This is a genomic window from Thiocapsa sp., assembly GCF_011390875.1.
Classification (GTDB): domain Bacteria; phylum Pseudomonadota; class Gammaproteobacteria; order Chromatiales; family Chromatiaceae; genus Thiocapsa.
The window spans coordinates 6,765-14,665 of record NZ_JAABRP010000132.1 but is presented as its reverse complement, the minus strand read 5'-3'; the positions used below and the strand labels follow the sequence as shown (position 1 = coordinate 14,665).

Sequence of the window (7,901 nt, the reverse complement as noted above, 5' to 3'; positions counted from 1 at the left end):
TGCGCATTCAGGTCAGCGAGCTCACGCGCGAGCGCGCCGAGCTCGAGCAGGCCAACCGCGATCTCGGCAATCGGACCAACCAGCGCTGGTTCATGATCGGCGCCGGCGTGATCCTCGCGGGTGTCTTGATTGGTCTCTTCTTGCCGCATCTGAGCTTTCGTCGGCGCCGCGGGTCTTGGGGATCGCTTTGAACCCCTACGGCAGCCGCGCCGAATCCGATCGAACGGCGGCGTTTGATCCTGTTGCCGCGGCGGCCCTGCCGATTTGTGCGCCGCGCGGGGCGTGCTCCAGGGGGCGTAGCGGCCATCACCTGTTCGCTAGGACTTCGGATGAACGCGATCGTCGAGGGCGTCAAACCCTTGCCTGAAGTACGATGCGGTCAACTTCCGGATCGAGGATGATAGACTCGCCACGATGGTGAGTCCGTCGATTCGATCCGCCCGATGCGGTGCATCCGTTACGCCGAGCGGTGAGCAGGCCGGGGCGGCGAATGACTCGCTCGAGCGGCGTTATCGAACGGGCAACGCCGACCCGGATTATGCCACGCGGCTCGATCCAATCCGTGCGTTACGCTTCCAACTCCGAAGGGGTCTTCATGTTAAGAGAGTGGTCCGATATCTACAGCATCGGCATCGAGGAGATCGACCGACAGCATCAAGGCTTTTTCGCCGCGTCGCATCAGCTCTACGACGCGATCCTGGACCGCGAGGCCAAGACCGGCGTGACCGATGCCGTCGCCTTCATGCGTACCTACGCCGAAACCCACTTCTCCACCGAAGAAGACTTCATGCGCAGGCATGACTATCCGGATCTCGAAGCGCACCTGAGACAGCATGTCGCCTTCATGCGCCGCTTGGATGCGCTGGAGAATGACCTACGAACTTTCGGCCCCGGTCAGGAGCTCGCGGATCGGGCTCTGGAGATGACCCAGGATTGGTTGATCGATCATATTGCCGACGAGGACGTCCTCTACGCCCTGCATGTGAAGGCGGGCGAGCTCGGCGACCATCCGGGCGGACACCGGGAGCAACCGACGATCGCAGACCGTTAGTCTCGGGGTCGGCAGCGACGGGGTGTCTCGGCCCTGCTGCTGCTACCTGTCGTTTGCTGCCGTATAGGACATCGCCGGCCGCCGCGTCCTGTTCGGGCCGCCCCGATGACCCGGAGACGGCACCGCCGGAGTTTTCCGGGCGATCGGTCAGGATGCCTTATCGGCACTGTCCGCGGCAGCGGCATCCGGGGCCGGCGTCACCGGTGCTGCCGCTTTCGCTTTTCCCGTGCTGCGGCAGTGGCTTGTGACCTCGATTCCATCTTTTCGTGTATAGCCGGCTTGCCAGCGGCATGCCTCCGTAGTCCCGCATACCGCTTCTTCCAGACCCTTGCACGCGGATGCGGCGAAGGCCGAGCCGCTGAGCGCGAAGGTGATTGTCGCTGCGGAAAGGGCGAAAACCGAGAGAGAGCGAATCGTTGTGGGTTGCATGTAGGCTGATCCTCGTTTGCGGTTTGGCGATGGCACGCTGCGTACGTAAACGTAGCGTGCTCAAGAACGATAGAGCCAAAGCGTACACAAATCAAGGATTCTTGTGGCAGGCGAAGGCGGTCGTAGGGCTAGTCCATCTCGACCGGCCTCGTCGAGCGGGTACCTGCCGAGCGCAGGGGGGAGTCGAGGCGGAGCCGTGGCCGCGGAGCGTCGGTCGACGGATGCCCGAGAAATCGGAATCGCGCGGTGGCGTGCGATTGGGCGCCCGGCAGGCGCGCTTGTCGCCGGGCGGCGTTCTTCAAATCGAGGTTAAATGGTCCAGCGATCGAGCAGCGTGCGGATCCGCGCGATGGCCTCGGGAATCGCCGCCTCGACCGCGGGTGTCAGCCGGTCGCCCCAGCCGACAAATTCGGGCTCGATGCCGACCAGAGCACGCTGGAGCGGGAGCGTGTCGGTGAGGCGTGCGATGTCCATCAAGTCGGAGAGACTGACCTCGTGGACGGTCTTGGCATTGACGCTGAGCTGGCGATCCATCGCATCGCCCTCGAAGACCCTGACGCTGCCGGGCGGTTCGCCCATCGCTGCGGCATCGACGACGATCAGGCGCGGACAGTCCCCGATCGGCAGAGCGAGCGTGAAGCTCAAGGTCCCGCCGTCGATGCACAGGAGGGGCGCGTCCGGACCGCTCTCTTGCTCGAGCCGGCGAACCACCTCGGCGCCGACCGCCTCGTCGGTCATCAGGACATTGCCGAGGCCGAGGATGAGAGTGGTTGGTTGCACGACGGTGGACCTTCTGTCATTGGTGGGTGATCTTACGATCGTTTGATCTGAGTCCTTGCAGGCATGCGCGGTGCGCCTTAGCCTCCCGTGCAATGATCGACTTCCCTTGGGGGCTTGTCCATGTGTCTCGGTATCCCGATGCAGATCCAGTCCGTCGACGGCTTCCTGGCCCGGTGCACGGCGAAAGGCGCGGAGCGCGAGGTCAATCTCTTCATGCTCCAGGACGAGACCATCGGCGTCGGCGACTATGTGGTTGTCCACTTGGGCCATGCGATCAGTCGGATGAGCGAGGAGGAGGCGGCCGCGGCCTGGGAGATCTATGACGCCATCCTCGCAGCGCAGGACGGCAGCCGGGTCGAGGTCTAAACCGCGCCCAGCGCGGTATGCGATATTTTTGGATGGGGTCGGCCCAGGCAGACTTGACGACCGTTGGAGCCGGCGCGGTTTAGGATACTAAAAATGTATCATTTTAAACCGCGTCCCCGCTAAGGGTCGTGGATGCACCAAACGTCGAGCTTACTCAAGAGTTAGCATCTCGCTCTGGACGCGGTTTAACAGGCGGGCAGGGTTGCCCGAGCGGGCAGCCCGGCCGTCGTAGGGACTTAGCCCAAAAATGCCTCGGCCAGGCCGTACTGATGCTCGGCCTCGGATGTCTCGGGCGCGTCGTCTTCCTCGATCAGGGTGCAGTTGACGGCCATTCGGGCCTGCATGGCGGCCTTCCATGCGCGGTTTTGTTTCTCGGTCAGGAGCGCATCGGGCGTCAGGGCTGCTGCGGCGGAGGCGGCGACGAAGTGGTCGGCTTGGGCCAGCCAGTCGGTGTCCTTGCCGCAGTCGGTGTAGGTCTTGGTTGCGTACGCCTTGGCGGCCTTGAATGCATCTTCCAACTCGCCGGGGGCGACCTGGTCGCGCATCCCGACCTCGATGGCGCGGTTGACCCGCTCGTCCTTGCTCAGGTGCATGACGTGCTGGGCAAAGCGGGAGCCGAGAATGCGTTGCTGCTGTGCGTCGAGTCCGTTGAGGGCGTCACGCAGCGCGTGGTCGTTGTTGATCTTGGGCATCGGGAAGCTCCTCGGCCTGTGAGTGGGCCGGCCGGGTGGCGTGCCGGCTCGGCGAAGATCGGTCGCGATGCGGACCGAAACCGTTCTCGGGACGTGCGACGTACCTGGTATCCCAGTCGCGCCCACACGCTGTCGTGATCAGCGTTTCTCTATATCACCAAATTCCAATATACACTGCATTGACTTGCATCACTCTGTCAGGGCCTATGAATCGCACCGTCTTCTTCGTCTCAGAGAGCACCGGCATCACCGCCGAGACGCTCGGCCACAGCCTGCTGTCGCAGTTCGATACCATCGACTTCGAGCAGGTCTACATGCCCTATATCAACACCGACCTGCGCGCCAAAGCGTTGACGCAGCGGATGCAGGAGGCCGCCGATCGCGACGGGGTTCGCCCGGTTGTCTTTGCGACCATGCTGAACAACGAGATCCGCGAGATCCTGCAGAGCGGCAACTGCTATTACGTCGAGCTTTTCGAGGGTTTTGTCGAGCCGCTCTCCGCGGAGTTGGGCGTGCCGCCGAGCCGAAAAGCCGGGCGCAGTCACGCCATCACCAAACCGAGCTATTACACTAAGCGGATCGAGGCGATCAATTTCGCCATGGCGAACGACGACGGGATCCGGCCGGACAATTTTCATCGCGCCGACGTGGTCTTGATCGGTGTCTCGCGTTCGGGCAAAACGCCGACCTGTCTCTATCTCGCCATGCATTACGGTCTGCGCTCCGCCAACTATCCGGTCACCGAAGAGGACTTCGAGCGCGGAGATGTCCCTCAGTTGGTGTGGGACTGCCGCCACAAACTCTTCGCGCTCACCATCGATCCGCAGCGCCTGCAATTGATCCGCGAAGAGCGTCGCCCCGGCAGTGGTTACGCATCTTTGGAGCGTTGTCAGGAGGACATCCGGATGGCGGCTCAGATCTATAAGCGCCTCCAGATCCCGGTGCTCAACACCACCAGCCAGTCGATCGAGGAGATCTCCTCGCACATCATCAAGGCGCTGCGCGGGAGCGGGGAACGCTGAGGGAGGCTCGAACCGCCGCTCCGCCGGACTACGCCTCGGCCCGGTGTGCGGGTGGTTGCGGCGACCGTTCCTGCCGCCCATAATGCGTGGGTTTTTGCCGCTCGCGGGCGGCCGACCTGCGGATAGGACGTATAGTGCGATGAAGATCGGAATTCCCTTGGAGAGCGCGCCCGGCGAGACCCGTGTGGCCTCGATCCCGGAAGTGGTCAAGAAATTGATCGGTAAGGGTTTCGAGGTGATCGTCGAGGCGGGCGCCGGGGTGCGTGCCGGCTATCCGGACGATGACTACGCGGCAGCGGGTGCACAGCTGACCGACCGCGCGGGCGCCTTCGATGTCGACCTCCTGCTCAAGGTCCGTCGACCCGACGCAGCCGACGTCGAGGCATTGCGGCCGGGCGGGCTCTATATCGGCCTGTTGGAGAGCTGCGGCGAAGACGAGATCCTCTCGGCCATGCTTGCCAAAGGGGTTCGTGTCCTCGGCATGGAGCGGATGCCGCGCACCTCGCGCGCCCAATCCATGGATGCCTTGTCTTCGCAGAGCAACATCGCCGGGTATCGCGCGACCCTCGAGGCCGCGGCCCGTTACGGCCGATTCCTCCCCATGATGATGACCTCTGCGGGATCAGCGAAGCCGGCCCGTCTGGTCGTCTTGGGTGTGGGTGTCGCGGGGCTTCAGGCGATTGCCACCGCGCGCCGACTCGGCGCCGATGTCTACGCCTACGACGTGCGCCCCGAGACCCAAGAACAGATCCGCTCCCTGGGCGCCAAGCCGATCGAGCTGGACCTGGGTGAAAGCGGTTCGGGTGAAGGCGGTTACGCCAAGGAGCTCTCCGAGGAGGCGAAGGCCAAGCAGCAAGCGGCCTTGAGCGACCAGCTCGCCAAGGCCCACATCATCATCACCACAGCCCTGATCCCCTGTCGCCCGGCCCCGGTCTTGGTGACGGAAGAGGTCGTGAAGCGCATGCGTCCGGGCTCCGTGATCGTGGATCTGGCGGCGGCCAACGGCGGCAACTGCCCCCTGACGGTCGCGGGAGAGATCGTCGAGCGCCACGGCGTGACCATCGTCGGTCTGACCAACTTCCCCGCCTTGGTCCCGGCGGACGCGAGCGCCTTCTACGCCCGCAACCTCGCCAATCTGATCGAGATCATGGTCACCCCGAGCGAGTCCGGCCCGGTTCTCAAAGACCTCGCCGAGGACGACATCACGGCGGCCATGCTCGTGAAACCCGCGACCTGAGGTCGTTCCGAGACATCGAGCCGCACAGGCAGCTTTGCGGTTCAATCGCCATTTCTGCGATGACTGAACACGGATCAACGGCGACGCGCCGATGATCACCGTCCAACCGGAGTTACCCCTATGCCCGAGGCACTCGATCCCTCACTCGTTGCCCTCTATGTCTTTGTTCTGGCCTGCTTCATCGGCTACTGGGTCGTTTGGGGCGTCACGCCCTCGCTGCACACCCCGTTGGTGGCGCTCACCAACGCCATCTCCGGCATCGTCTTGGTCGGCGCACTGCTCGTCGCCGGCAATCCCGAGGCGGGGCTCTTCACCCAGATCATCGGCTTCATCGCCGTGCTGCTGGCGTCCATCAATGTCTTCGGCGGCTTTCTGGTGACCCACCGGATGCTCTCGATGTTCAAGAAGAAAAAGTAAGGACAGCCCGTCATGACGCTCTCGGTCAATCTCCAAGCGGTGGCCTATCTGGTCTCCGCCGTGCTCTTCATCCTGGCCCTGAAGGGCCTGACCCATCCGGCATCCGCCCGGCGCGGCAACCTTTACGGCATGCTCGGCATGCTCATCGCCGTCGTCGCGACCCTGATGGGCGATCAGGTTCAATCCTACGGTTTCATCATCGTTGGAATGACCCTGGGCGCAGTCATCGGCGTCATTGTGGCCCTACGCATCCAGATGACGGCCATGCCGCAGTTGGTCGCGGCCCTGCACAGCTTCGTCGGTATGGCCGCTGTGCTGGTGGCCATCGGGACCTTCCTGACAAAGCGCAGCGCAGGCGAGTTGAACGCGCTCCTGATGGGCGAGATCTCCGCGGGCGTGGTCATCGGCGCCATCACCTTTACCGGATCGGTGATCGCCTTCGGCAAGCTGCAAGGTCTGCTGAGCGGCAGCCCGGTTAAGTTCAAGGGTCAACATGTGCTCAATGCGCTGTTGGGTATTGCGACACTCGCCCTGGCCGTGCATTTCGCCATGACCGGCAGCTTGATCTCGCTGACCCTCATGACCCTGCTTGCATTCACCCTCGGCGTGACCCTGATCATCCCGATCGGCGGGGCGGACATGCCGGTGATCATCTCGATGCTGAACAGCTATTCGGGTTGGGCCGCGGCTGCGACCGGCTTCACCTTGCACAACAACCTGCTCATCATCGTCGGCGCACTGGTCGGCTGCTCGGGCGCGATCCTCTCCTACATCATGTGCAAGGCGATGAACCGCTCGATCCTGAACGTCGTCTTCGGCGGTTTCGGCTCGGACAGCGGAGGGGCGGATAGCGCGGGTGCGGTGGCCGCCGAGAAGGGCGTGAAATCGGCCGCGGTCGAGGATGCCGTCTATTGGATGGAGGATGCCAACCGCGTCATCATCATCCCCGGCTACGGTATGGCTGTCGCTCAAGCCCAGCATGCATTGAAGGAGCTGATGGAGCTGCTCGAAGCGCGCGGCGTGGAGGTCAAGTTCGGGATCCATCCGGTCGCCGGCCGCATGCCCGGACACATGAACGTGCTGCTCGCCGAGGCCGACATCCCCTACGACCGGGTGCTCGAGATGGACGAGATCAACCCCGACTTCCCGAGCACCGACGTGGTGCTGGTCGTCGGCGCAAACGACGTCGTCAATCCCGCCGCCAAAGAGGACAAGACCAGTCCCATCTACGGCATGCCCATCCTGGAGGCCGGGCGCGCGCGTCAGGTCTACTTCCTCAAGCGCTCGATGCGTCCGGGCTACTCGGGCGTCGACAACCTCCTCTTCTACCAGGAGAACACCTCGCTGGTCTTCGGCGATGCCAAGGATACGATCGAGGGGATGAACAGTGCGTTGAAGGGCGGCGGGCACTGAGTCGGTGGAAGCCGGACGACTCCGAACGATCGCCGATCTCCTGGCCTGGCCGGGAGACGAGCGCGTCGAGCTGATCGATGGCGACATCGTTCAGCGCCCGATGGCGCGCTTCGAGCACGGTCTTGCGCAATCGGCGCTGTCCGACGAGATCCAGGTCTTCAAGCGTCGCGGCGGTCCGGACGGCTGGTGGATCGTCACCGAGATCAGCGTTCAATACAGCGAGCACCAGTGCCCGAGCCACGATCTCGCGGGATGGCGCAAGGCGCGGGTCCCGCAGCGCCCGAGCGGCGTCATGACACTCGTCCCCGACTGGGTCTGCGAGATCCTTTCGCCCGGTCACGAGCGCAAGGACCTGGTCCACCATCTGATGCTGCTCCAGCGTGCCGGCGTGCCGCACTACTGGATCGTCTCGCCCGAAGATCGGACCCTGATCGCCTATGCGCTCGACGCAGGCGGCTATCGCGTCATCTTCTCCGCCGACTACCCGCTCGGTA

Annotated in this window: 8 protein-coding genes and 2 pseudogenes; 8 read left to right on the top strand and 2 right to left on the bottom strand. The window is 63.7% G+C overall.

The genetic code is table 11. From position 1 onward, the window contains the following. Positions 1-191 (top strand): annotated as a pseudogene (locus GPT33_RS11915) (hypothetical protein); the annotation flags it as partial. Between the two features lie 404 nt (positions 192-595). Then, positions 596-1,051, top strand: coding sequence for a hemerythrin family protein (locus GPT33_RS11910; RefSeq protein ID WP_296809214.1), 456 nt, complete (start codon positions 596-598; stop codon positions 1,049-1,051). Positions 1,052-1,789: 738 nt separating this feature from the next. On the opposite strand, the gene GPT33_RS11905 is transcribed toward GPT33_RS11910, so the two are convergent. Continuing rightward, on the bottom strand, positions 1,790-2,260 hold the full coding sequence (locus GPT33_RS11905) for a HyaD/HybD family hydrogenase maturation endopeptidase (protein ID WP_296809211.1): 471 nt from the start codon (positions 2,258-2,260) through the stop codon (positions 1,790-1,792). A 120-nt stretch (positions 2,261-2,380) separates the two neighbouring features. Here GPT33_RS11905 and GPT33_RS11900 point away from each other — a divergent pair, with 120 nt between their 5' ends. Further along, positions 2,381-2,626 carry a HypC/HybG/HupF family hydrogenase formation chaperone gene (locus GPT33_RS11900; protein WP_296809208.1) on the top strand — a complete coding sequence of 82 codons (246 nt, stop codon included), beginning with the start codon at positions 2,381-2,383 and terminating at the stop codon, positions 2,624-2,626. A 236-nt stretch (positions 2,627-2,862) separates the two neighbouring features. On the opposite strand, the gene GPT33_RS11895 is transcribed toward GPT33_RS11900, so the two are convergent. After that, positions 2,863-3,318, bottom strand: a complete 456-nt coding sequence (locus GPT33_RS11895) for a hypothetical protein (RefSeq protein WP_296809205.1) — start codon at positions 3,316-3,318, stop codon at positions 2,863-2,865. Between the two features lie 206 nt (positions 3,319-3,524). Here GPT33_RS11895 and GPT33_RS11890 point away from each other — a divergent pair, with 206 nt between their 5' ends. From GPT33_RS11890 to GPT33_RS11870, 5 genes and pseudogenes are all read left to right on the top strand, one after another. Continuing rightward, complete coding sequence (locus tag GPT33_RS11890; RefSeq protein ID WP_296809203.1) at positions 3,525-4,340, top strand: pyruvate, water dikinase regulatory protein; 816 nt, start codon at positions 3,525-3,527, stop codon at positions 4,338-4,340. Between the two features lie 139 nt (positions 4,341-4,479). After that, positions 4,480-5,577, top strand: a complete 1,098-nt coding sequence (locus tag GPT33_RS11885; protein WP_296809199.1) for a Re/Si-specific NAD(P)(+) transhydrogenase subunit alpha — start codon at positions 4,480-4,482, stop codon at positions 5,575-5,577. A 120-nt stretch (positions 5,578-5,697) separates the two neighbouring features. Further along, entirely contained in the window at positions 5,698-5,994 is a 297-nt protein-coding gene (locus tag GPT33_RS11880) for a proton-translocating transhydrogenase family protein (RefSeq protein WP_296809197.1), read from the top strand. A 12-nt stretch (positions 5,995-6,006) separates the two neighbouring features. After that, on the top strand, positions 6,007-7,407 hold the full coding sequence (locus tag GPT33_RS11875) for an NAD(P)(+) transhydrogenase (Re/Si-specific) subunit beta (RefSeq protein ID WP_296809194.1): 1,401 nt from the start codon (positions 6,007-6,009) through the stop codon (positions 7,405-7,407). Between the two features lie 4 nt (positions 7,408-7,411). After that, positions 7,412-7,901, top strand: a pseudogene (locus GPT33_RS11870) (Uma2 family endonuclease); the annotation flags it as partial.

What these genes read in the sequence shown, in the direction of transcription:
- GPT33_RS11910 (WP_296809214.1), top strand. Translation starts at nt 596, where the DNA reads ATGTTAAGAGAGTGGTCCGATATCTACAGCATCGGCATCGAGGAGATC.
- GPT33_RS11900 (WP_296809208.1), top strand. Translation starts at nt 2,381, where the DNA reads ATGTGTCTCGGTATCCCGATGCAGATCCAGTCCGTCGACGGCTTCCTG.
- GPT33_RS11895 (WP_296809205.1), bottom strand. Translation starts at nt 3,318, where the DNA reads ATGCCCAAGATCAACAACGACCACGCGCTGCGTGACGCCCTCAACGGA.
- GPT33_RS11890 (WP_296809203.1), top strand. Translation starts at nt 3,525, where the DNA reads ATGAATCGCACCGTCTTCTTCGTCTCAGAGAGCACCGGCATCACCGCC.
- GPT33_RS11885 (WP_296809199.1), top strand. Translation starts at nt 4,480, where the DNA reads ATGAAGATCGGAATTCCCTTGGAGAGCGCGCCCGGCGAGACCCGTGTG.
- GPT33_RS11880 (WP_296809197.1), top strand. Translation starts at nt 5,698, where the DNA reads ATGCCCGAGGCACTCGATCCCTCACTCGTTGCCCTCTATGTCTTTGTT.
- GPT33_RS11875 (WP_296809194.1), top strand. Translation starts at nt 6,007, where the DNA reads ATGACGCTCTCGGTCAATCTCCAAGCGGTGGCCTATCTGGTCTCCGCC.